At 36.7% G+C, this 22,631-nt stretch carries 19 protein-coding genes and 1 tRNA gene; 6 read left to right on the forward strand and 14 right to left on the reverse strand.

All coding sequences use genetic code 11. From position 1 onward, the window contains the following. Positions 1–36: 36 nt before the first annotated feature. Genes H3T54_RS07825 through H3T54_RS07840 form a run of 4 tightly spaced genes read left to right on the forward strand, consistent with a single transcriptional unit; the run spans position 37 to position 3,511 of the window. Positions 37–915, forward strand: a complete 879-nt coding sequence (locus H3T54_RS07825; RefSeq protein ID WP_370527367.1) for a metal ABC transporter substrate-binding protein — start codon at positions 37–39, stop codon at positions 913–915. Next, complete coding sequence (locus H3T54_RS07830) at positions 915–1,811, forward strand: manganese/iron ABC transporter ATP-binding protein (protein WP_198221876.1); 897 nt, start codon at positions 915–917, stop codon at positions 1,809–1,811. Before H3T54_RS07825 ends, H3T54_RS07830 begins: the two co-directional genes overlap by 1 nt. Beyond that, the gene (locus H3T54_RS07835; RefSeq protein WP_198221878.1) at positions 1,812–2,678 is read left to right on the forward strand and encodes a metal ABC transporter permease; all 867 of its coding nucleotides are present in this window, start codon (positions 1,812–1,814) and stop codon (positions 2,676–2,678) included. Further along, positions 2,675–3,511 carry a metal ABC transporter permease gene (locus H3T54_RS07840; protein WP_110448314.1) on the forward strand — a complete coding sequence of 279 codons (837 nt, stop codon included), beginning with the start codon at positions 2,675–2,677 and terminating at the stop codon, positions 3,509–3,511. The genes H3T54_RS07835 and H3T54_RS07840 overlap by 4 nt, the downstream gene beginning before the upstream one ends. 59 nt (positions 3,512–3,570) lie before the next feature. Here the strand turns inward: H3T54_RS07840 and dnaB are convergent, their stop codons facing one another. From dnaB to H3T54_RS07855, 3 genes are read right to left on the reverse strand one after another with little or no spacing between them, the layout of a single operon-like run. Beyond that, the gene (gene dnaB / locus H3T54_RS07845) at positions 3,571–4,995 is read right to left on the reverse strand and encodes a replicative DNA helicase (RefSeq protein ID WP_086321043.1); all 1,425 of its coding nucleotides are present in this window, start codon (positions 4,993–4,995) and stop codon (positions 3,571–3,573) included. A 49-nt stretch (positions 4,996–5,044) separates the two neighbouring features. Then, a complete protein-coding gene (gene truA / locus H3T54_RS07850; protein WP_198221879.1) occupies positions 5,045–5,836 on the reverse strand; it encodes a tRNA pseudouridine(38-40) synthase TruA in 792 nt (263 codons plus the stop codon). After that, positions 5,823–6,842 (reverse strand): aspartate-semialdehyde dehydrogenase, encoded by a 1,020-nt coding sequence (locus H3T54_RS07855; RefSeq protein ID WP_198221881.1) that lies wholly within the window; start codon positions 6,840–6,842, stop codon positions 5,823–5,825. The genes truA and H3T54_RS07855 overlap by 14 nt, the downstream gene beginning before the upstream one ends. A gap of 179 nt (positions 6,843–7,021) precedes the next feature. Here H3T54_RS07855 and H3T54_RS07860 point away from each other — a divergent pair, with 179 nt between their 5' ends. Further along, positions 7,022–8,071: a LacI family DNA-binding transcriptional regulator gene (locus H3T54_RS07860; RefSeq protein WP_198221883.1), complete on the forward strand. Its 1,050-nt coding sequence runs from the start codon at positions 7,022–7,024 to the stop codon at positions 8,069–8,071. Positions 8,072–8,102: 31 nt separating this feature from the next. On the opposite strand, the gene truB is transcribed toward H3T54_RS07860, so the two are convergent. The 11 genes from truB to H3T54_RS07915 all read right to left on the reverse strand — a co-directional run bounded on the left by truB (position 8,103) and on the right by H3T54_RS07915 (position 21,235). Next, positions 8,103–9,005 (reverse strand): tRNA pseudouridine(55) synthase TruB, encoded by a 903-nt coding sequence (truB, locus tag H3T54_RS07865; protein ID WP_198221886.1) that lies wholly within the window; start codon positions 9,003–9,005, stop codon positions 8,103–8,105. Positions 9,006–9,071: 66 nt separating this feature from the next. Beyond that, on the reverse strand, positions 9,072–9,449 hold the full coding sequence (gene rbfA / locus H3T54_RS07870; RefSeq protein ID WP_034882735.1) for a 30S ribosome-binding factor RbfA: 378 nt from the start codon (positions 9,447–9,449) through the stop codon (positions 9,072–9,074). A gap of 66 nt (positions 9,450–9,515) precedes the next feature. After that, positions 9,516–12,167, reverse strand: coding sequence for a translation initiation factor IF-2 (infB, locus tag H3T54_RS07875; protein WP_198221888.1), 2,652 nt, complete (start codon positions 12,165–12,167; stop codon positions 9,516–9,518). Between the two features lie 17 nt (positions 12,168–12,184). Further along, positions 12,185–13,660 (reverse strand): transcription termination factor NusA, encoded by a 1,476-nt coding sequence (nusA, locus tag H3T54_RS07880; protein WP_198221890.1) that lies wholly within the window; start codon positions 13,658–13,660, stop codon positions 12,185–12,187. Positions 13,661–13,676: 16 nt separating this feature from the next. After that, positions 13,677–14,138 carry a ribosome maturation factor RimP gene (gene rimP, locus H3T54_RS07885; protein ID WP_065578449.1) on the reverse strand — a complete coding sequence of 154 codons (462 nt, stop codon included), beginning with the start codon at positions 14,136–14,138 and terminating at the stop codon, positions 13,677–13,679. A 192-nt stretch (positions 14,139–14,330) separates the two neighbouring features. Further along, positions 14,331–14,407 (reverse strand) — tRNA-Met (locus H3T54_RS07890). A 216-nt stretch (positions 14,408–14,623) separates the two neighbouring features. Further along, the gene (trpA, locus tag H3T54_RS07895; RefSeq protein WP_198221891.1) at positions 14,624–15,430 is read right to left on the reverse strand and encodes a tryptophan synthase subunit alpha; all 807 of its coding nucleotides are present in this window, start codon (positions 15,428–15,430) and stop codon (positions 14,624–14,626) included. Then, positions 15,427–16,620: a tryptophan synthase subunit beta gene (trpB, locus tag H3T54_RS07900; RefSeq protein WP_110448324.1), complete on the reverse strand. Its 1,194-nt coding sequence runs from the start codon at positions 16,618–16,620 to the stop codon at positions 15,427–15,429. Before trpB ends, trpA begins: the two co-directional genes overlap by 4 nt. A gap of 23 nt (positions 16,621–16,643) precedes the next feature. Beyond that, a complete protein-coding gene (gene trpCF, locus H3T54_RS07905) occupies positions 16,644–18,026 on the reverse strand; it encodes a bifunctional indole-3-glycerol-phosphate synthase TrpC/phosphoribosylanthranilate isomerase TrpF (protein WP_232351539.1) in 1,383 nt (460 codons plus the stop codon). 15 nt (positions 18,027–18,041) lie between these two features. After that, positions 18,042–19,673 carry a bifunctional anthranilate synthase glutamate amidotransferase component TrpG/anthranilate phosphoribosyltransferase TrpD gene (gene trpD, locus H3T54_RS07910; RefSeq protein WP_110448326.1) on the reverse strand — a complete coding sequence of 544 codons (1,632 nt, stop codon included), beginning with the start codon at positions 19,671–19,673 and terminating at the stop codon, positions 18,042–18,044. Next, on the reverse strand, positions 19,673–21,235 hold the full coding sequence (locus H3T54_RS07915) for an anthranilate synthase component 1 (protein ID WP_198221895.1): 1,563 nt from the start codon (positions 21,233–21,235) through the stop codon (positions 19,673–19,675). The genes trpD and H3T54_RS07915 overlap by 1 nt, the downstream gene beginning before the upstream one ends. A gap of 404 nt (positions 21,236–21,639) precedes the next feature. Between H3T54_RS07915 and H3T54_RS07920 the strand changes: the two genes are divergently transcribed. Then, positions 21,640–22,548 carry an SPFH domain-containing protein gene (locus H3T54_RS07920; RefSeq protein WP_086359750.1) on the forward strand — a complete coding sequence of 303 codons (909 nt, stop codon included), beginning with the start codon at positions 21,640–21,642 and terminating at the stop codon, positions 22,546–22,548. Positions 22,549–22,631: the final 83 nt, after the last annotated feature.

Below are 22,631 nucleotides of genomic sequence, written 5' to 3' on the forward strand. Positions count from 1 at the left end.
TTTAATTTTTTTAAAAGCCGCAAAACGTTATTAAATATGATATTAACATCATTGTTAGTTTTAACTGGCTTAGCTAATTCAGCATCGGCTGATGAAAAGAAATTTAAAGTGGTTACCACATTTACCGTCATTCAAGATATTGCCCAAAACGTTGCCGGTGATGCTGCAATTGTTGAATCCATTACCAAGGTAGGAGCCGAAATTCATGAATACGATCCCACCCCAAAAGATATTACTAAAGCTCTCTCTGCCGATTTGGTGCTTTGGAATGGTTTAAATTTGGAACTTTGGTTTAAACGTTTTTTTGAGGATATTAAAGATGTACCTTCAGTTGTAGTTACAGAAGGAATCGATCCTATGCCAATTCAAGAAGGCAGTTATAAAGGTAACCCAAATCCACATGCTTGGATGTCACCAACCTTAGCTTTAACCTATATTGAAAATATTCGAGCCGCTTTTGTTAAATATGATCCTAAAAATGCTGAAATTTATAATAAGAATGCCGCAGATTATGTAGCTAAAATTAAAGCGCTAGATGCCCCACTTCGTGAGCGTTTAGCTAAAATTCCAGAATCAAAACGTTGGTTAGTCACCAGTGAAGGGGCATTCAGTTATTTAGCTCGTGATTATAATCTTAAAGAAGCTTACTTATGGCCAATTAATGCGGAACAACAAGGTACTCCCAAACAAGTTAAGAATCTTATTGACTTAGTTCGAGCGAATAATATCCCTGTCTTATTTAGTGAAAGCACCATTTCAGATAAACCTGCTAAACAAGTCAGTAAAGAAACCGGTGCTAAATACGGTGGTGTGTTATATGTTGATTCACTTTCAACTCAAGATGGCCCAGTACCAACTTATATCGATTTATTAAAAGTGACTGTTGAAACAATCGCTAAAGGATTTGAAAAATAATGACTCAAATTTGCTTAAATGTTGATGATATTACCGTGACTTATAATAACGGTCACACCGCAATTCATGATGCAAGCTTTCGTTTAAATGGTGGCACAATCTGTGCGCTGGTTGGCGTTAATGGTAGTGGTAAATCAACACTATTTAAAAGCATTATGGGAATGATAAAACCAACTAAAGGACAAGTGACTTTTAATAATATTTCGGTAAAACAAGCATTGAAGCAAAATATTATTGCCTATGTTCCACAAACAGAGGAAGTCGATTGGGATTTTCCGGTTTTAGTTTCTGATGTGGTAATGATGGGACGCTATGGTCACATGTCTTTTTTGCGAATACCAAGTAAAGAGGACAAAAGACAAGTCGATTTGGCGCTAGAACGGGTCAATATGTTGGATTTTAAACATCGCCAGATTGGTCAACTTTCTGGTGGTCAAAAAAAACGTGTTTTTTTAGCAAGAGCTTTAGCTCAGCAAGGTAAGGTATTGTTGTTAGACGAGCCATTTACCGGCGTCGATGTTAAAACAGAAAATGCTATTATCGATCTGCTTAAAGATCTTCGTGATGAAGGCCATTTAATTTTGGTTTCTACCCACAATTTAGGTAGCGTACCTGAATTTTGTGATCAAGTGGTGTTAATTAACCAAACTGTATTGGCTTTTGGCGAAACCAAAACCACCTTTACACCACAAAATTTGATGACAACTTTTGGTGGTGCATTGCGTTATTTAAGCTTGTCAGGTGAACAATTGCATGAGGATGAAGATCCTCGCAAGATGTCGATTTTAACTGATGATGAACGTGCTGCTGTATTTTACGGTGAAGATAGTGATAGTTCACCTCATCAAGATTTATTAGTCGAACCAACGATAGTTGAACCTAAAGGGCAAAACTAAATGGAACTACTTCTGGAACCTTTTACCTATGGCTTTATGTTAAAAGCAATTTGGGTAAGTAGTATAGTTGGCGCCGCTTGTGCATTTTTATCGGCGTTTTTGATGTTAAAAGGCTGGTCTTTAATGGGTGATGCCCTTTCCCACTCTGTAGTACCTGGTGTAGCTGGTGCCTATGCGATCGGCTACCCTTATTCGGTTGGGGCATTTTTTACTGGCTTGTTGGCAGCTTTATCAATAATCATTGTCCGTGCTTTTACTCGTTTAAAAGAAGATGCAATTATAGGTTTTATCTTTTCCACCTTTTTTGCTATTGGCCTTTTAATCATCTCATTAAATCCAACCTCAATTAATGCCCAAACCATTATTTTTGGGAATATTTTGGGAATTGATGATAGTGATATGAGACAAGTGCAAATCATCATTTTGGTTTCGTTTATTTTGTTACTCTTATTCTGGAAAGATCTGTTAGTGGTGTTTTTTGATGAAACACATGCACGCTCTATTGGTTTAAAACCATTACCATTAAAGATTCTATTTTTCACTATTTTAAGTGCTTGTACGGTTGCAGCTCTGCAAACTGTGGGGGCAATATTAGTCATTGCAATGGTGGTAACGCCAGGCGCAACCGCTTACTTACTCACTGATAGGTTTACAAGGTTATTAATTATTTCAGTGGTTATTGGTGCATCAACTAGTGCAATTGGTGCTTGGATAAGTTATTTTTTAAATGGCGAAACTGGTGGCGTGATTGTGACACTACAAACCTTAATCTTTTTGACTGCTTTCTTCTTTGCGCCAAGACAAGGATTGATTTCCAACCATCGTCGAATTAGACAAGCAAGACGCATTAAAGGGGGAGTGGTATGACTATGTTATGGGAGCTTATTTATCATCCCCTAACAATTCCTTTTGTTCAACGTGCTATTCTGGCTGCCTTAGCTACGGGGATTGTTTGTGCTTTGCTATCGTGCTTTTTAGTATTAAAAGGCTGGTCATTAATGGGGGATGCTATTTCTCATGCAGTATTACCTGGTATTGTACTCGCTTATTTAATTGGAATCCCCCTAATGATAGGTGCGTTTACTTCAGGATTATTTTGTTCTGTCGCCACCGGTTATATTAAGGAAAACAGTAGAATTAAAGAAGATACCGTGATGGGTATTGTTTTTTCGGGAATGTTTGCTTTTGGCTTGGTGCTATTTTCTAAAGTTGAAACATCCCAACATTTAAACCATATTCTATTTGGTAGCGTATTAGGTACTAGTTATCAAGAATTAATACAGATTATTGCTATTGCGGGCATTGTTTCGGTTATAGTGATTGTTAAGCGCCGTGATTTAATGTTGTACTGCTTTGATGCCGTACAAGCCAAAGTGGTAGGTTTGCCTGTTAAATTATTGCATTACGGTTTATTAAGTATTTTAGCATTAACCATTGTTGGATCACTAAAAGCCGCGGGTGTTATATTGGTTATTGCAATGCTAATTGCACCTGGTATCACTGCATTTTTATTAACCAAACGATTTGAGAAAATGTTAATAATTGCCGTGATTGTATCGGTTTTTTCGACAGTAACGGGCACATTAATCAGTTTTCATTTAGATGCATCTACCAGTGCTTGTATTGTGATTTTACAGGCGTTTATCTTTATTGTTGCTCAGTTTTATCGAGTCTATGCTAACCATAAGATAAAGCGTTAATTGCTCTAGTGTAAATGTTATATTTTTTCACATTTACACTAGTTATTTAGTTGAGTTTATTATTCATCATCTAAATATTTACCGGCATCAGCATAATTATCAAATCTTGAAAATTGACCTTGGAATTTTAATCTCACTTTACCTATTGGACCATTACGCTGTTTACCTAAAATGATTTCGGCAATACCTTTATGTTCCGAAGCTTCGTTATAGACTTCATCACGATAGATAAACATAATCACGTCAGCATCTTGTTCAATAGATCCTGATTCACGTAAGTCAGAGTTAACAGGTCGTTTATCGGCACGTTGCTCTAAGCTACGGTTAAGCTGAGAAAGTGCAACCACTGGGATTTGCAATTCTTTTGCTAATGCTTTTAATGAGCGTGAAATTTCAGCTATCTCAAGTGTTCGGTTTTCAGAAATATTAGGTACACGCATAAGCTGTAAATAATCGACCATGATCATACTTAATCCTTTATGTTCACGATAGATTCGTCGTGCTCGTGAACGCAACTCCATAGGTGTTAATCCTGATGAGTCATCGATATAGATATTTTTCTTCTCAAGGAGTAAGCCCATAGTGCTCGATATCCTAGCCCAGTCATCATCTTGTAGTTGACCAGTACGAATACGAGTTTGGTCGACACGTGATAGCGATGCTAACATACGCATCATAATTTGCTCTGACGGCATCTCAAGACTAAAAATAAGAACCGGTTTTTCTTGCATCATGGCGGCATTTTCACAAAGATTCATAGCAAATGTGGTTTTACCCATTGATGGACGAGCAGCAATAATAATTAAATCTGAACGTTGTAAACCTGCGGTTTTCTTGTCTAGGTCAAGGAAGCCTGTTGATACTCCAGTCACTCCATCATGTGGGCGTTGGAATAGTTCTTCAATTTTTGCTACCGTAGCTTCAAGCACATCGGTAATATTTTTAGGCCCTTCACCTTGCTTGGTACGACTTTCGGCAATTTGGAAAATTTTGCTTTCAGCTAAGTCTAAAATTTCCGTACTATCTCGACCTTCAGTTGAATAGCAGTTGTCGGCTATTTCATTTGAAGCACTAATCAGTTCACGCAATATAGCTTGTTGACGAATAATATCGGTATATGCAACCACATTAATCGCACTAGGGGTATTTTTAGAAAGTTCAGCTAAATAGGCAAATCCACCAACATCGATCAGCAAATCCTTACTTTCTAAACTTTCAGAAAGTGTTATTAAATCTATCGGAGTTCCACGACTGACTAAGGTATGCATTTCCGAAAATATTAATTGATGATGACGAGAATAAAAATCACGGTCTGTAATCATTTCTGCGACAACATCCCAACGTTGATTATCCAACATTAGGCTACCAAGCACAGCTTGTTCTGCCTCGATTGAATGAGGAGGCAACTTTATATTTTGCAGTTTTGATTTTTTTGCGTCTTGATTTTTGAGTTCTTTATTCGAACTTGTTTCATCATTTTTCATTGCATTCATCTTTGTGTTTTTAAATTAATTTAACCTATAACTAATTCGCTTACTGTATAAATAATGGACCTAAAGCGCAATTAGGAATTTGATATTCTAATGGATAGTCCACCTGAACCAAATATAATCCTTCAGGTTTTGCCGTTGCTGCTGCTTGGGTACGATCTTTTGACACTAATAAAGCTTCGATCCATTGTGGTGATTGGTTACCAGCACCAACTTCCAACAAACTGCCAACAATATTACGCACCATATGGTGAACAAAAGCATTAGCTTTAATATCGACAACAACATATTCACCCTGTCTTGTAACTTCAATATGGTGAATATTACGCCATGGAGTCCGTGACTGACATTGCGCAGCTCTAAATGATGAAAAGTCATTTTCACCTAATAAATATTGTGCTGCTTGATGCATGAGTTTTTCATTTAATGGCAAATAATAATGTGACACACCTTTAGCTAAAATAGCCGGACGATAACGATGATTATAAATGATATATCGATAACGGCGAGCTGTTGCGCTAAATCTAGCATGAAAACTATCATCAACACTTTTTGCCCAGCGTACAGCGATATTGTCAGGAAGATGTGAATTGACTCCCATTGTCCATGCTCCTTCAGCACGCTGAGCAGTGGTTTCAAAATGAATTACTTGCCCTGTTGCATGGACTCCGGCATCAGTTCTCCCTGCGCAAAATACCGCGATAGGTTCATTAGCGATTACTGACAAGGCTGATTCTAATCTTTGTTGTACTGAATCAACATGCTGTTGACGTTGCCAACCAAAATAACCGCTACCATCATATTCAATACCTAAGGCAATCTTACAGGTAGTCATTAATTAAGATCTCTAACGTCTCGATTAACATTAAACCACCTGAATAACGGACATTATCCGCCACTGACCAAAATTGAATTTGCTCATAATTACCATAACTGTGTCGTAAATTAGCAAGTTTGATCGTCAGATTACTTTCAGCATCAGTATTTACTTCGGTTACCGGTGTTGGTAAATCTTCACTTTTTACTTCAACGCCAAATTCACCAAAACGGGCCATATCTAATTCAATTGGTAAACTGCTTGAAACATTAACTGCTTGGGCCAATCCATAAAATACGGGAACAATAACTGATTCAATAGAGATAGGTAAATCATAATTGCTTATCACTTTACGGATTTGATTAATTTGTGAGTGTTCACCTAAACTTAAGTGGTCAGACTCATGAGAAACAGGTAATAAATTAAAAGCAAGTTGATTGTCAAACAGTTGATTATCAACAGGCATACCATTTAGTAACCGAGCACTTTGCCCAGCAAGTTCGTCAACACCTGGTTTACCATATAATGAAGAAGGAATAAAACTACTTAAATGTAAATTAGTCAATAACTGAATATCGGTTAGCGAAGCAACACAGCGTAGTAATTGTGAAACGGTAGGGCTAGCAACAGCTATAATGTTTTCATTGCGATATTCGGTGAGTACACTGTCATTTACTTTCGGTACAATTAATGGAATATGATCCTGATCAGCAAAAAAACCACTAGCATCAATAACAATACAGCCTGCTTGCGCTGCTGTTTGAGCATATTTTTCACTGGTTTTACTGCCGGCAACAAAAAAAGCAAAATGACATTGACTCCAATCCATCTGCTCACTATCAATAACCGTTAAATTTTTACCAGCAAAACGCACCACTTCGCCAGCGCTGTTATCACTACCTACTAGGTAAAGATTATCAATTTCAAAACTTTTTTTTGGTAAGCTATGTTCTTGCAATAACTCAACCAACGCAGAGCCTACTTGCCCTGTTGCACCAACAATAGCTATATTCCATGCAGTCATATATTAAACCCAAATTAAAAAAATATGGCAGTAATTATACCACTATATTGCCAAAGATTTTGCAAAAAAGATGTTTTCTAACTTTGGAATATTGCTCGAAAAAATAGATATTAGCTAATTACAATTTCGCTGTTGTTCGTTAAAGTGATTTTATCAGTTATTCGATTGCAGTGAGAATTATGGCAAAAATCACATTATCAGCGATTGCGAAAAAAGCTAAGGTTTCAGTAGCATCTGTATCTAGAGTACTAAGAACTCCTAATATGACATCGTCACGAACTCAATCTATTGTTTATCAAGCCATGAAAGCTTTAAATGTTGATCTGTCAGAAAACTTGAAAGATTACCAACTAGATCATTCCAGTAATAGAATACTAATTATTGATAACCAACTTATTTCAAAAAGTTTAATCAATTTTGGTATTGAACAAGCTTTATATGAAGTTAAATTACAATTTTGCTATTTACAATTTTCTTACCAAGACGACAGTGATATTTATCATTTGATTCAGTACATTACTCAAAATCGCTTTATTGGTATTTTAATAATTAATCAAGCACCTTATTTAGACCATCTGTATAGTTATAAAAAATCACTACCGCCAATGGTATTTGTGAATCATTTTAAACATAATTTTTCTTGTGTCTATTTTGATCATCTCACAATTGGTTTTAAAACAACGCAACAATTAATTAAAAAAGGCAACCAACGGATCGCTATTTTTGTTAATAGCGATAAAAGCATCAACTCATCGTTTTTTCTACAAGGTTATCAACAATCCTTACAACGACATAATTTATCAATTGATTCTGACTATATCATTCAAGGCTGTTTAACTTATGAACATGGTCGAGATGCAATTAAAACCTTATTAAATAGTAATAAACCACCAACAGCTATTATTTTTGAAGATTTAAGCAGTTTATCTTTTTTCGATTCAGATAGTTATCATGCACAAAATTATTTATCTTGTTATCGTTCTCTATTTGGTGCCTTACATCAAGTCAATAAAGGCCAATCAAATCTGTTAAAATCGCTGTCAATTGCTTATATTAGCCATAGCAATGAATATCAATATAATGACTTGGATAAATTGAATAGAATTAACAAACCACTCTATGAGATGGGCAATAAATCAGTACACTTACTTTGTGATTTACTTAAACAAAATATGACATCGTTAGCACGATGCCATATTATCGAAACAGAAGCTTTTTTTATCAACTAATTATTTGTTAATAATAAGATAATTAAAAAAGTTAGGAAGTTGAAATCAATCTTTTAGGTGACAATTTATTCAACAGTTGTATACCTGCACCAATAAATTGCTGATCTTGATAAATTCTAACTAAAGTTTCTACTGCTACACTGTCAGCTAATTTGATAGTTCTACCTAATAAGATATCGCTACCTTGGCTATCATTCAATTGCACTTTCGGACTATCTTGTAATGGACTATCTACCGGCATGAGTAATTGTGTTTTATCAGTAATATTTTCTAACTCATCCAAGCTAATCATTTTATCGATTGGATAATTTGACACTTGTAAACGTCTTAAATAAATCACATGGGCTCCACAACCGAGTAATTCACCTAAATCATCAATGATAGTACGGATATAAGTCCCTTTTGAACAATGGATCTCTAACGTTAATTCCTGTTTAGCCGAATCATATTGAATAAACTGGTTTTCGTAAACCGTGATCGGTCTGGCTTCCCGTTCAATGACAATACCTTGACGAGCATATTCATAAAGCGGCTTACCTTGATATTTTAAAGCAGAAAACATGGTGGGAACTTGTAAAATATCACCACGAAAATGAGTTAATGCTTGCTCAATTTGAAGTTGAGTAACATCAACGGATTTGGTACAGATTATTTGCCCATCAGCATCAGATGTGTCTGTACGCTCACCCAATTTAGCAATTACTCGATAACGCTTGTCAGAATCTAATAAGTATTGTGAAAATTTAGTTGCTTCGCCAAAACAAATCGGTAACATTCCCGTTGCTAAAGGATCGAGAGCACCAGTATGACCTGCCTTTTTAGCATTAAATAGTCTTTTCACTTTTTGTAATGCATCATTTGATGTCATGCCTTGTGGTTTGTCTAATAACAAAACGCCGTGAACATCACGGCGAATTTTTTTTATATTTATCATAGATATTTAACTTGAAACGGATAACACTCCTCAATATTTTTTACAAAAATTGAGTGCTTTTAATTATTAATCTTTATGACGTTCATTGTCTTGCTTAATCACATCAGAGACTAAACTAGACATCTGCATACCTTTGACAAGCGATTCGTCATAAAAGAATTTAATTTCAGGAATAATTCGTAAACGCATAGCTTTACCGATCAACGTTCGAATATACCCTTTTGCATCATTTAAGACATTCAATCCTTGTTCAATAACTTGTGGATCATCATCATTTAAAAAAGTGACAAATACTTTGGCATAAGAGAGATCACGTGAAATATCTACACCAGAAACAGTCACCATGCCTAAGCGTGGATCTTTGATTTCACGCTGTAAAATAATCGCAATCTCTTTTTGTAATTCATGTCCAACTCGAGATGATCGATTAAATGCTTTTGCCATATCTATTTTCCTTAAAATGTGAATAAGCAAGGCTAAAACCTTGCTTATAACATGTTAACGTATTAATTAAATAGTACGTTTGATTTCGACAGTTTCAAAGACTTCGATATTATCACCAACACGAACATCGTTGTAGTTACGAACACCAATACCACATTCCATACCATTACGAACTTCGTTAACATCATCTTTGAAGCGACGTAGTGATTCAAGTTCGCCTTCATAGATAACCACGTTATCACGTAATACACGAATTGGATTATGACGCTTAACTACGCCTTCAGTAACCATACAACCAGCAATTGCACCAAATTTAGGTGATTTAAACACATCACGTACTTCGGCAAGGCCAATAATTTCTTGCTTATATTCTGGAGCAAGCATACCGCTCATTGCTTGTTTAACTTCATCAATAAGGTCATAAATAACTGAATAATAACGTAAGTCTAAGTTTTCAGCCTCTACAACTTTACGCGCAGATGCATCAGCACGAACGTTGAAACCTAAAATGATTGCATTAGATGCTGCAGCAAGTGATGCGTCAGTTTCAGTAATACCACCTACACCTGAACCAATGATTTTAACTTTAACTTCATCAGTAGATAGTTTAAGTAATGAATCAGAAATTGCTTCAACGGAACCTTGTACGTCAGCTTTAAGGACGATATTAAGTTCAGATACATCACCTTCAGTCATGTTAGTAAACATGTTTTCAAGTTTAGCTTTCTGTTGACGAGCTAGTTTAACATCACGGAATTTACCTTGACGATATAGGGCTACTTCACGAGCTTTCTTTTCATCACGAACAACTGTCGCTTCATCACCTGCTGACGGTACACCAGAAAGACCTAAAATCTCTACCGGAATTGAAGGACCAGCTTCAGTAACTTCTTTACCTAATTCGTTACGCATCGCACGAATACGGCCATATTCGAAACCACACAATACAATATCGCCTTTACGTAAAGTACCTGATTGAACCAGCACAGTTGCTACTGAACCACGACCTTTATCAAGGAATGATTCAATAACCACACCACTAGCCATACCCGTTTCATAAGCAGTAAGCTCAAGAACTTCCGCTTGTAACAGAATCGCTTCTAATAATTGGTCAATCCCTGTTCCCGCTTTTGCTGAAACATGAACGAATTGAGTATCCCCACCCCAATCTTCTGACATAACGCCATATTGAGCTAGTTCGCCTTTAACACGATCTGGATCGGCTTCAGGTTTATCAATTTTGTTAACCGCAACGACAATTGGTACATTAGCGGCTTTAGCATGTTGAATCGCTTCGATGGTTTGTGGCATAACACCATCATCTGCTGCAACAACTAATACCACGATATCCGTTGCTTTAGCACCACGAGCACGCATTGAAGTAAATGCAGCATGGCCCGGGGTATCTAAGAAGGTGATTTCACCACTTGAGGTTTTAACATGGTAAGCACCGATATGCTGGGTAATACCACCGGCTTCACCTGAAGCAACTTTCGCTTTACGAATATAGTCAAGAAGCGATGTTTTACCATGGTCAACGTGTCCCATGATAGTCACAACTGGAGCACGTGAAACTTTTTCTGCACCTGTATCACGGTCGCTCATTAGTGATTCTTCAAGTTCGTTTTCACGACGAAGTACCACTTTGTGTCCCATTTCTTCAGCAACCAATTGTGCTGTTTCTTGGTCAATAACCTGATTAATAGTTGCCATTGCCCCCATTTTCATCATGGTTTTGATAACTTCTGAGCCTTTTACAGCCATTTTGTTGGCTAGCTCGGCAACAGTAATGGTTTCACCAATAACCACATCTCGGTTAACAGCCTGAACTGGTTTGTTAAAGCCTTGTTGTAAAGTACTTTTGCCTTTTTTCTTGTGGTTACCACGAGTGACAGCCCGAGCTTCTTCACGTTCAGCTTTACCTTCAGATAATTTGCTGGCTTTTTTCTGTTTAGTCTGTTTAGTACCACGACCACGACCTCGACCGCCTTCGACTTCACGATCGGTATCATCTTCAGCAGCACGAGCATATTTAGAAGTAGTTACGTGATAATCTTCATCATCACTGTTATTATTGGTTTCTTCTGTTTCGTTATATTGTTCAGCAAGTTTACGCGCTTCTTCCGCCATACGTTTGGCTTCTTCTTCAAGTTTACGGCGGTTTTCTTCTTCAGCTTTACGTTTAATTTCGTTAGCTTCAGCTTCTAAACGTGCTTTTTCTTCTTGTGCTTTTTTCACTTTTGGATCAGCTGCTTGTTCTTGAGCTGCTTTAGCCTTTTGTTCTTGACTACGCTTTCTAGCTTCTGCTTCATCACGTTTCTTTTGTTCTTCCGCAGCTAATTTTGCCTTTTCTTCGGCTTCTTTACTCGCTTTTAACTCAGCTTCTTGTTGCGCTTTTTGTTCTGCTTCAAGACGTGCTTTTTCTAATTCAGCTGGATCTTGTTTAACAATAGTTCGTTTTTTACGAACTTCAACTTTAATTTCTTTGCTTTTACCACCGCCACTTGACACATTCAATGTTGAATGTGTTTTACGTTGTAGTGTTAATTTTGTTGGGCCTTGCTGAGGATTTAAATGCGCAAGCAAAGCTTCTTTTTCCTTTTGGGTAACAGAATCAGATGCAGTTTTTTTAATACCAGCATCAGCAAACTGTTGCAAAAGCGTTTCCACTGGAGTTTTTATCTCTTGAGCCAGTGTTTCGATTGATACTTTGGTCATGTATTACTTTCCCTCAATTATTCATTTGCAAACCAACAAATATTACGGGCAGCCATAATAAAATCGCCAGCTTGTGTGCTTGTTAAACCTTCAATATCCGCAAGATCATCTGTACCTTGTTCAGCTAAATCTTCTAAAGTTACCACATCTCGTTGTGCTAATTGATAGGCTAATTCTTGTGTCATACCTGGTAGATCTAATAAATCTTGAGCAGGTCGTTTGTCACCACTATGAGCAAGAGCGATAGTTGTTAATGCATCTTTTGCTCGATTTCTTAATGCTTCAACCAGCTCTTCATCAAGTTCATCAATTTCTAATAACTCTTCAACTGGTACATAAGCTAGTTCTTCTAATGAAGTAAAACCTTCTTCAACTAAAAGCTGGGCAAGATCTTCTTCAATATCTAAATGTTTCATTAGATTATTAATTGCTGCAAAAGATTCTGCTTGATGTTTTTCTTGCAAATCTTCTGTGCTCATAACATTTAACGTCCAACCAGTAAGTTGTGATGCTAAACGAATATTTTGTCCATTACGACCAATTGCTTGTGGTAATGTTTCAGCATTAACTGCGACATCCATAGTGTGTTTATCTTCATCAACCACGATTGACACTACATCGGCTGGCGCCATAGCATTGATAACATATTGTGCAGGATTATCATCCCAAAGAACAATATCGATACGCTCACCACCAAATTCATTTGAAACCGCTTGAACACGTGCGCCTCGCATACCAACACAAGCACCAACAGGATCAATACGACGATCGTTACTGCTAACCGCAATTTTTGCACGAGAACCTGGATCACGAGATACACCTTTAATGTCTATCATCTCTTCACCGATTTCCGGCACTTCAATGCGGAATAACTCTTCCATCATTTTCGGATTTGAACGGCTAACACAAAGTTGTGCTGGTTTATTATCTTGTTCAACAAGATATAAAATACCTCGCACACGATCACCAATTCGGAAATTTTCACGAGGTAACATATCATGGCGAGACATCATTGCGTCAGCGTTATTACCTAAATCAAGGATAACACTATCACGATTGGTCTTTTTAACAATACCAGTAACGATATCACCGATTCGGTTTCTAAACATGTCAATCACCATTGCACGCTCAGCTTCACGTACTTTTTGGACAATAACTTGTTTTGCGGTTTGAGTTGTAATACGGTCAAACGCGACTGACTCAATTTGTTCTTCTACGTAATCACCCAATTTTACATCAGGATCTTCAAACTGTGCTGCTTCAAGGGTTATTTCTTTGGTAGGTTGAGTTACTTCATTTACCACTAACCAACGACGGAACGTATCATAATCGCCAGTTTTGTGATCGATTTTTACAATAACATCGATATCAACAGTATGTTTCTTTTTAGTGGCCGTCGCTAATGCGGTTTCAAGCGCTTCGAAAATCTTATCTCGGGTAAGTGCTTTTTCATTAGATACTGCTTCAACAACAGCTAAAATTTCTTTATTCATCCTTTACACCTGTACTCTATTTAAGGTTAAAATTCGGTACAATGTTTGCTTTTTGAATATTACTAAAAGCAAACACTTCATCATTTCCATCTACATTAAACGTAATCATTTCATTCTCAATGGATTTAATCTGTCCTTTCCACTTGCGACGATTGGCAACAGGAATACGCAAACTGACGATGACTTCTTCACCAACAAAACGTTGATAGTGTTCAAGCGTAAACAAAGGCCTATCCATACCTGGAGATGAAACTTCAAGATTGTAGGCGTCTGTGATAGGGTCTTCAACATCAAGTACCGCACTAATTTGTCGACTAACATCAGCACAGTCATCAACGGTAATACCATTTTCACTATCAATATATACGCGTAAAACGGGATAGCGACCACGAATATATTCAATACCAACTAGCTCAAAACCAAGCGCATTAACTGGTTCTTGAATGATATCGGTCAATTGCTGTTCTAAATTAGCCAAACAAACCTCCACTGCAGAAAATAAAAAAGGGCATAAAGCCCAACATTCCTTTTAAACTCACGTTTGAATCATAACGCATAAAAAAACCCCGACAAGCGAGGCTACATTTAAAATTTAATATAATGAAGCCACTTGATTCGAACTTTCAGACAATAATAATAGGATAGATTAATGTATGAATGAAAATTTAAGTGGTTGCGGGGGCTGGATTTGAACCAACGACCTTCGGGTTATGAGCCCGACGAGCTACCAAGCTGCTCCACCCCGCGATAGATGGCTGAAGATTATACTATGTTTTGTAAAATATGCAACCCAAAATCATACTAGAATTATCAAAATCGTTTAAAGTCATTGAAAACTAAGCAGCTATAATTTTGTGTCGCAACTAATTACAATTAATCTCAAGTTATGATTAATATAAGTACAATTATTGTTTTTTCAAGTAATAAATTCCGCTGAATAATCAGCGGATAGTTTTACTGTTATTATTTTTGCGTTGCAGCTTTCATCGTTTTAACGAAACTAGCTAGTTCGCTCAACATTTTGGTTGGATTATTAAGGTTATTCTCAATAATTTTGACCGTTGCCGATCCTGCAATTGCGCCAGCAGCACCAGTTTTAATTGCTTCACTCACTTGATTTGGTTCTGAAATACCAAATCCTTGAATCGCAGGCGGTGCTTTAAACTCTGTCAATTTTTCCAGTAAATGAGTTAACGGTTTATTCGCACGATTTTCAGTACCGGTTACACCAGCTCGTGAGACTAAATAAGTATAACCTTTACCATGCTTAGCAATATTTTTTATTACCTCATCATCAGCATTAGGTGGGCAGATAAATATCGGAGCTATGCCATGTTTTTCTGCAGAACCAGTAAACTCTTGTGCATATTCAACCGGTAAATCAGCAACTAAAACAGAATCAACACCAGCTTTAGCGCATTTAGCATAAAAGTTATCAATACCATTTTTAAATACTAAATTGGCATAGATTAACAATCCAACAGGAATATCTGGATTGCTAGTTCGAATGTTAGTTAAGATTTCGAAGCATTTCTCAACAGTTATACCGCCATTAAAAGCACGAATATTAGCATTTTGAATTGTTGGTCCATCCGCCATTGGGTCAGAAAATGGAATACCTAATTCTAACGCATCAGCCCCTGCATCAATCATGGTTTGAATAATTTGACTTGAAAGTTGTGGATTTGGGTCACCAACTGGAACAAAAGGAACAAATGCACCTCGTTTTTCGACTGTTAAACGATCAAACAGTTTTTGATAACGACTCATTCTATTTCTCCTTTTGCTTTAAATATATCATAAACCGTAAAGATATCTTTATCACCACGACCAGATAAATTAACAATTAATAATTGTTCTTTATTTGGATTTTCTTTAATCATTTTCAGTGCATAAGCTAATGCATGCGATGACTCTAATGCAGGAATGATACCTTCACTTCGAGATAATGCTTTGAAGGCTTCAAGCGCTTCATCATCAGTGGCAGAGACATATTCTGCTCGACCAATACTATCTAAATATGCATGTTGTGGTCCGACTGCCGGAAAATCAAGGCCAGCAGAAACCGAATAAGACTCTTCAATTTGCCCTTCATCCGTTTGCATCATTGGTGTTTTCATACCAAAGTAGATACCAAGTTTACCATGTTTTAGCGATGCACCATGTTCACCACTTTCAATACCATGTCCACCGGGCTCTACACCAATTAATCTAACTGATTTATCATCAATAAAATTAGCAAACATACCAATTGCGTTTGAACCACCACCAACACAGGCGATGACTGCGTCAGGCAAACGACCTTCTTTTTCCATAATTTGCTGTTTTGCTTCACGACTAATCATTTGTTGAAATTCACGCACAATGGTCGGAAATGGATGTGGGCCAGCAGCTGTACCTAACATATAGTGTGCGGTTTCATAACTACCAGACCAATCACGTAATGCTTCATTACAAGCATCTTTTAACGTGGCAGAACCGGTTTCAACTGGAATGACAGTAGCACCCATTAATCGCATTCTAAATACATTTGGAGCTTGGCGTTGAACATCTTTTGCTCCCATGTAAATTCGGCATTTTAAACCTAATAATGCGCAAGCTAATGCTGAAGCGACACCATGCTGACCAGCACCCGTTTCGGCAATAATCTCTGTTTTACCCATTCTTTTAGCCAGTAATGCTTGGCCTAGTACTTGGTTAGTTTTATGGGCACCACCATGGACTAAATCTTCTCGTTTTAAATAAAGTTTTGTTTTGGTACCTGCAGTAAGATTTTTACACAATGTTAATGCGGTTGGTCGACCTGCATAGTTCACCAAAAGGTCATTAAATTCTTTTTGAAAACTTGCATCGTGTATCGCCGATATAAAGGCATCCTCAAGTTGTTCTAGCACTGGCATTAATATTTGTGGTACATATTGACCACCAAATTCGCCAAAATAAGGATTTAATTTAGACATAACCATTCCTTCAATATAATTAGTTAAATTTGTTCAAATACTGCTGTAATTTTTTGTTTATCTTTAATTCCGGCCGATATTTCAACACCTGAGTTAAGGTCAACGCCAATAACATCAGTAGCGAGTGCTTGACTTACATTTTGTGGATTAATACCACCAGCCAAAATGACATTACTTAAATCTTTACCCTTTAATAATGACCAATCAAAACTTTTACCCGTTCCGCCAGCACCATTATCAAATATATAACGAGAGACTAATGGATTATCATGGTTCGGAATACTATCACTAATACTTAATGCTTTCCAAATTTGACAAGTTGTTGGCAATTGTTGGCGGAGTGTTTGAATATAATTATCATCTTCATGACCATGTAATTGTACTGCGTACAGTGATAATTGTTGCGCTATTTGGCAAACTTCGTCTATATCACTATTTTTAAAAACTCCCACCCAATTTAATGGTGCTGCTGCAATAACACTACGTGCTTTAGTTGGTGTAATATATCTTGGTGAATTAGAGACAAAAATTAATCCGCCATAAATCGCACCTGCTTGATAGACAGTTATCGCGTCCTGCGCTCTGGTTAAACCACAGACTTTATTTTCACCTAGGATCACCTTACGAATAGCTAGATTTAAATTTGACTCAGACATTAACGCGCTACCAATTAAAAAACCGTTAGCATAATGGCTAAGATCTTTAACTTGATTATGAGTGTAAATACCCGATTCACTGATAATAATTCGATCATCGGGGATAGATTTAGATAATGTTTTTACTCGATTTAAATCTACTGACAGATCACGAAGATTACGATTATTAATACCAATAACTTTGGCGCCAAGATTAATGGCTCGTTCAACTTCTTGTTCCGTACTTGCTTCAGTTAAAACTCCCATTTTAAGTTGATGAGCAATTTGGCTAAGATGGCGATACTCATCATCATTTACCACGGATAACATTAACAAAATAGCATCCGCTTGATAATATCGAGCTAAGTAAATTTGATATTCATCGATAATAAAATCTTTGCAAAGTACTGGTTGTGTGACTTCATTACGTACCATAGGCAAAAATTCAAAGCTACCTTGAAAATATTTTTCATCAGTTAAAACTGAAATCGCTGAAGCATAATCTTTATAAACTTTAGCAATAGTTGCCGGATCAAAATCATCACGAATTAAGCCTTTAGATGGTGACGCTTTTTTACATTCTAAGATAAATACCGTTTTCGGTTGTGTTAATGCTTGATAAAAATCACGATCACTCGGTACAACTTTGCTTTTAAAGTTAGCCAGTGGATTTTTAGCTTGCTGTTCAGCCAGCCATAGTTGTTTATCTTCAATGATTTTTTTTAATACTGTTGCCATTTCAACATTTTCGGTTAATGCTGCAATTGCCATGTTATTCTCCACTTATTATCTTGCTGCTAACTTTTGTAATAGCTCATAAGCCTTGCCACTATGCATCAATTCAATTGCACGTTGTGCATTTTGTTTTAAGTCTGGTTCACCAAACAAGCTAATTAACATAGCTACATTTGCAGCAATAGCCGCTTCATGAGCTGGTTTACCATGTCCTTGTAAAATAGCTAACAACAAATCACGATTCATTTCAGGTGTACCACCCTCAATATCTTTTAAAGTATATTGTTGTAAACCAAAATCCTTTGGTGTTAGCGTAAAATAGCTGATTTCACCATTTTTTACTTCGGCTACTTGAGTCTCGCCATGAATAGCCACTTCATCCATACCTGCACCATGTACTACATATGCATGGGTATAGTTCAACATTTTTAATGTTTCTGCAATCGGTTTTATCAAATCAGGATGATAAACACCGAGTAAAATACGTTTTGGTCGTGATGGATTTATCAACGGACCTAGCACATTAAAAATTGTTCGTGTTTTTAATTGTTGACGAACTGGCGCAGCATGACGGAAACCTGAATGATATTGTTGAGCAAATAAGAAACATACCCCTAATTCATCAAGCGCTTTACGTGAGGCTTCCGCTGACATGTTTAATTTAATACCTAAAGCAGATAGTACATCGGAAGATCCTGATTTACTTGATACCCCTCGGTTACCATGTTTAGCGACTTTATACCCTAAGGCTGCAGTAACAAAAGCACTAGCTGTTGATATATTAATACTATTAGTGCCATCACCACCTGTACCAACAATATCGGTAAAATCATAATCAGGGACTTCAAAAGCATCTGCATTTTCAAGTAATGCTTGCGCAGCACCAGCAATTTCATCTGGTTTTTCACCTCGCACTTTCATACTTATAATCGCAGTTGCCAAAACAGTTGGTTCAATTTTACCTTGAATAATTAAGTTAAATAGTATTTTGCTCTCTTGTTGTGACAATACTTGTCCTAAATACAATTTATTTAAAATCGGTTGAATGTTGTATTCTTGCTTATCGACAATTGCCTCTTGTTTTGCTTGCGGTTGTTTTTGGACTGGATTAAGAGCCCATTCAATGGTTTGCTCTAATAATTTTACCCCTTGAATGGTTAAAATCGATTCAGGATGAAATTGAAAGCCACAAACCCGATCCTCATCATTACGTACTGCCATAACAATGTTATTACACATGGCATTAATCGTTAATGTTTTCGGTATATTTTCACCTTTTAAAGAGTGATAACGAGCCACCGGTAATGGATTTGGTAAGCCTTTAAACATAGCTTGACCATCATGTTCAATTAATGAGGCTTTACCATGCAAAATATCACCAGCTGGTACAATCATACCACCATAAGATTCGACAATCGCTTGATGGCCTAAGCAGATACCAATAATCGGTAATTTCCCTTTTAAACGTTTTAGTAATTCAGGCATTGAACCAGCTTCGCTTGGCGTACCTGGTCCTGGCGATAACATTAAGATAGGATTTTGCATATGTGATAATTTTTCGATAATCACATCCGCCGGAATAGTATTACGGTAAATCGTCACGTTATGTTGATTATGACGTAACTGATCAACTAAGTTATAAGTAAACGAATCAACATTATCAATAAATAAGATATTAGCCATTAAAATACACCTTCTACATTATGTGCTGCCATAATCGCGCGAACAACAGCACGAGCTTTGTTACGTGATTCGTCGGATTCTGATTGAGGTTCTGAGTCTAAAACCACCCCACCACCAGCTTGCACCGTGGCAATGCCATCTTCAACATAAGCACTACGGATAACAATACAGGTATCCAAATCACCACTAGCGGTTAAATACCCCACTGCTCCACCATAACTGCCACGTTTTATTTTTTCTGATTCAGCAATTAACTGCATTGCTCTTACTTTAGGTGCGCCGGTTAATGTTCCCATATTCATTGTTGCTTGATAAGCATGTAGTGCATCAAGATCAGTCCGCAACTGGCCAACTATTCTTGAAACAAGGTGCATAACACACGAATAACGGTCAACTTTTAATAACTCTTTAGTATAACGAGTGCCCGGCTGGCAAATACGAGCTAAATCATTACGGGCTAAATCAACCAGCATTAAGTGTTCAGCCAACTCTTTTTTATCAGTGCGCATATCAAGTTCCAGTCGGCTATCCAAATCATAATCAATCTCACCACTTGCGGTTAAACCACGAGGTCGAGTACCGGCAATAGGGTAAATTTCAACTTGATTATTGGTCTTGTTATATTTAAGGGCACTTTCCGGTGATGCACCAAACAGAACAAAATCGCTATCTTGCATATAAAACATATATGGACTTGGATTGGTATTTTTTAACACTTGGTAAGCAGATAATGGTTCAGGACATGGTAATGAAAAACGTCTTGAAGGAACGGCTTGGAAAATCTCACCTTGTTGGATAGCATCCTGCATTTTTTTAACTATAGTATTGAAATCATCATCACTCTTATTACATGAAACATTTATTTCTGCTAAAGATTGAGTCTTAATCGCTTTCATCGGTTGATTGAGTTTACTTTGCAACTCAGTTAAGCGCTGATTCAAGCGTTTTGTCTCATCAGGACAAGAAGTAAATGCCGTTGCTTTTAACAATGAAACACGATCTTTATGATTAATTTCCAGTAATGTTTCAGCTAAATAAAAGCGAAAGTCTTGGCAACGTTGTTCGGTTGGTAACAGAGGTAAATCCTCAAAGCCAGCAACAAGATCATAAGCAAATAAACCACCGACAAACACTGCATCAGAACTCGCTTGTTGTGGGATATTAACGATGTTTAATAATGTTCTTAGTGCATCAAAAATTGATAATGACTTTAAGCGAGAATCTTCATCTTGCAAATTATCAATAGCCGGAAAAATTAGCTGAAGATTATGTTCATCTAATTGTGTTTTAGCGACGTTATCAGGAAAAGCTTGTAGCAATAAAGGCAATAATTTTTGTCCGTTACTGGTTAAAGCTTGAAAAGTGACTTGGTTATTGAGTGCAGAAATAGTCAAAGCGCTATCAACTATCATTACACTTTTAATACCTTGCTTATTATCAATTTCAGCTGATTCCAGTAACAATGTTGCCGGTTTGTTATCACAAAGTTGATAAAATACCTGAGTCGGATCCTGATAATAACCAATGGTTTTAATTATCTGTGTTAATGTAGGCTTATTCATTGTTGACTCTCTTTTATAAAATTATTTTTATCTTTGCAAAACTAAAATACCCGCACTGAGCGGGTATTATGAAAAAAGGATATCATCACATCACCCGCAGGAAGTAATGCGCCACCAACCCAAAACGGTAGTTTGTTTACAATACGTTAATGTGAATTGCTGATTTATCATTATTATATTTGCTAGAAAAGATTTTGTACTATTAAACTAGTTCAGTGATGTATTGTCAAGTGAATATTTTATGTACATTTAAATTAAGTCTACCTGCTACCAATCAGAAGATCTTTTTACAGTAAAAAATTTATTATTTTTTAACAAACAAATTAAAGCTAGCCAAACAAGATATTAGTCTTTAAAATGAACGACTCCGATAAATAATTGATAAAAATTAGAGATTTTGATCTATGCCTATATTTTATATTTTTATAGCAGTAATCGTTTTACTTGCTTTAGTTACTGTTTTTAAAACCATCACTATTGTTCCGCAAGGATACCAATATACTATCGAGCGTTTCGGTAAATACACTCATACCTTAGAACCGGGCTTAAATATTATTATTCCTTTTATGGATGGTGTGGGCCGTAAAATTAATATGATGGAACAAGTGCTTGATATCCCATCTCAAGAAGTTATTTCTAAAGATAATGCAAATGTACAAATTGACGCAGTTTGCTTTATACAAGTACAAGAAGCTGCAAGAGCAGCTTACCAAGTTAACCAACTTGAGCGTGCTGTTATTAATCTGATGATGACAAATATCCGTACAGTACTTGGTAGTATGGAACTAGATGAGATGTTATCACAACGTGACCATATTAACTCAAAACTACTTAGTATTGTCGATGATGCAACTAGCCCATGGGGAATAAAAATTACTCGTATTGAAATTCGTGACGTTCGACCACCGGCAGAACTAATTGCAGCCATGAATGCACAAATGAAAGCTGAACGTAATAAACGTGCGGAAATCCTTGAAGCGGAAGGTATCCGTCAAGCAGCTATTTTACGTTCTGAAGGTGAAAAACAGTCAGAAATTTTAAAAGCTGAAGGTGAAAAACAAGCAGCATTTTTACAAGCTGAAGCACGTGAACGTGCGGCCGAAGCAGAAGCTAAAGCAACACAAATGGTTTCGGACGCTATTGCAGCAGGTAATATTAATGCTATCAACTACTTTGTTGCGCAAAAATATACTGAAGCGTTACAACAAATCGGTGCTTCAGATAACAGTAAAGTTGTGATGATGCCGCTTGATGCTTCAAGTCTAATGGGTAGCATTGGTGGTATTGCCGAATTAATCAAAAATACTAAATAGACTAAGTTTAGCAAAATCATATCCCTAACTGATAATAAATTGGTTTGAGAGATGATTGGAAATATAATTTAATTAATAATAGG

Origin of the sequence: Gilliamella sp. B14384G10 (genome assembly GCF_016101685.1) — a bacterium.
GTDB lineage: Bacteria > Pseudomonadota > Gammaproteobacteria > Enterobacterales > Orbaceae > Gilliamella > Gilliamella apis_A.

Coding starts and splice junctions, on each gene's coding strand:
- infB (WP_198221888.1), bottom strand. CDS start 12,167: ATGACCAAAGTATCAATCGAAACACTGGCTCAAGAGATAAAAACTCCA.
- trpCF (WP_232351539.1), bottom strand. CDS start 18,026: ATGGCAATTGCAGCATTAACCGAAAATGTTGAAATGGCAACAGTATTA.
- trpA (WP_198221891.1), bottom strand. CDS start 15,430: ATGAGTCGTTATCAAAAACTGTTTGATCGTTTAACAGTCGAAAAACGA.
- H3T54_RS07855 (WP_198221881.1), bottom strand. CDS start 6,842: ATGACTGCATGGAATATAGCTATTGTTGGTGCAACAGGGCAAGTAGGC.
- truA (WP_198221879.1), bottom strand. CDS start 5,836: ATGACTACCTGTAAGATTGCCTTAGGTATTGAATATGATGGTAGCGGT.
- rbfA (WP_034882735.1), bottom strand. CDS start 9,449: ATGGCAAAAGCATTTAATCGATCATCTCGAGTTGGACATGAATTACAA.
- H3T54_RS07835 (WP_198221878.1), top strand. CDS start 1,812: ATGGAACTACTTCTGGAACCTTTTACCTATGGCTTTATGTTAAAAGCA.
- nusA (WP_198221890.1), bottom strand. CDS start 13,660: ATGAATAAAGAAATTTTAGCTGTTGTTGAAGCAGTATCTAATGAAAAA.
- trpB (WP_110448324.1), bottom strand. CDS start 16,620: ATGTCTAAATTAAATCCTTATTTTGGCGAATTTGGTGGTCAATATGTA.
- H3T54_RS07830 (WP_198221876.1), top strand. CDS start 915: ATGACTCAAATTTGCTTAAATGTTGATGATATTACCGTGACTTATAAT.
- dnaB (WP_086321043.1), bottom strand. CDS start 4,995: ATGAAAAATGATGAAACAAGTTCGAATAAAGAACTCAAAAATCAAGAC.
- H3T54_RS07860 (WP_198221883.1), top strand. CDS start 7,022: ATGGCAAAAATCACATTATCAGCGATTGCGAAAAAAGCTAAGGTTTCA.
- H3T54_RS07920 (WP_086359750.1), top strand. CDS start 21,640: ATGCCTATATTTTATATTTTTATAGCAGTAATCGTTTTACTTGCTTTA.
- truB (WP_198221886.1), bottom strand. CDS start 9,005: ATGATAAATATAAAAAAAATTCGCCGTGATGTTCACGGCGTTTTGTTA.
- H3T54_RS07825 (WP_370527367.1), top strand. CDS start 37: ATGATATTAACATCATTGTTAGTTTTAACTGGCTTAGCTAATTCAGCA.
- H3T54_RS07840 (WP_110448314.1), top strand. CDS start 2,675: ATGACTATGTTATGGGAGCTTATTTATCATCCCCTAACAATTCCTTTT.
- H3T54_RS07915 (WP_198221895.1), bottom strand. CDS start 21,235: ATGAATAAGCCTACATTAACACAGATAATTAAAACCATTGGTTATTAT.
- trpD (WP_110448326.1), bottom strand. CDS start 19,673: ATGGCTAATATCTTATTTATTGATAATGTTGATTCGTTTACTTATAAC.